This is a genomic window from Nonomuraea lactucae (assembly GCF_003313395.1).
Lineage (GTDB): Bacteria > Actinomycetota > Actinomycetes > Streptosporangiales > Streptosporangiaceae > Nonomuraea > Nonomuraea lactucae.
Genome location: NZ_QNFZ01000430.1, coordinates 1 through 1,079 on the forward strand (window position 1 = coordinate 1; position 1,079 = coordinate 1,079).

A 1,079-nucleotide genomic window follows, 5' to 3' on the forward strand; every position below is an offset into this window, starting at 1 on the left:
CCTCCCCGCCGTCCAGCGCCTCCGAGGCGGCGGCGCGGCCGGCGACGCTGAGCTCCACCCCGATGGCGGGGGTGCGGGCGGCCAGCCGCCTGGCGATCCGCGCCGCCAGCGCCCCGACCAGCGGAGGATAAGCGAGATGAATGGTAGGCCGGGCCAGCCTGCCCGCCTCGGCCGAGAACGCCGACGCCGACTCCAGCACCTGGCGGGCGTACGGCAGCAGCGCCCTGCCCTCGGCGGTGAGCCGCACGGACCGGGCCGTGCGCTCGAAGAGCCTGACCCCCGCGGCCCGCTCCAGGCGGGTGATGGCCTGGCTCATCGCGGGCTGCGACATCCCGAGGTCGGCGGCGGCCCGCGAGAAGCTCAGCCGCGCCGCCACCCCGGCGAAGCACTGGATCTCCCGAGCCATAAGCATCATGAATAGATGATGCACGACGCCGTCGGAGCCGGGCACGATGCCCCCCGTTGAACATGCCTGACGGAGGGAGCCTGACGATGCCCGCATTTCCCCGGTCCACCGTGCTCGGATACCCGAGGATCGGCCCGCACAGGGAGCTGAAGCGAGCCCTGGAGTCCTACTGGGCCGGCCGCTCGACCCGCGGGGAGCTCGACCGGGTGGGCGCCGAGCTGCGCGAGCGGACCTGGCGGCGGCTGGACGGCCTGGGCCTGGCCGGGCTGCCGTCCAACACGTTCTCGCTCTACGACCACGTGCTGGACACGGCGGTGCTGCTCGGCGCGGTGCCCGAACGATATCGGGGCGCCGAGGACCCCTACTTCGCCATGGCCCGGGGCACGGAGGGGCTGGCGCCGTTGCGGATGACGAAGTGGTTCGACACGAACTACCACTACATCGTGCCGGAGATCGGGCCGGGGACGGAGTTCGCGCTCGACGCCTCGAAGCCGCTGGCGGAGGTGCGGCAGGCGCGGGAGCTCGGGTTCGAGACGAGGCCGGTCGTGGTCGGGCCCGTGACGTTCCTGCTGCTGGCCGAATGGGTCGAGGTGGCCGGGGCCGACGGGGCCGGGCGGGCGGACGGCACGGCCGACCCCGTCGGGCGGGTGGGCGGCACGGCCGGCTCCGTCGG

The 1,079-nt window shown here is 74.2% G+C and carries 1 protein-coding gene and 1 pseudogene; one reads left to right on the plus strand and one right to left on the minus strand.

The genetic code is table 11. From position 1 onward, the window contains the following. A partial coding sequence (locus DQW85_RS22405) for a LysR family transcriptional regulator (RefSeq protein WP_162795232.1) occupies positions 1-415 on the minus strand: 415 nt, incomplete at its 3' end. A 77-nt stretch (positions 416-492) separates the two neighbouring features. Here DQW85_RS22405 and DQW85_RS22410 point away from each other — a divergent pair. After that, a pseudogene (locus DQW85_RS22410) lies at positions 493-1,079 on the plus strand (5-methyltetrahydropteroyltriglutamate--homocysteine S-methyltransferase); the annotation flags it as partial.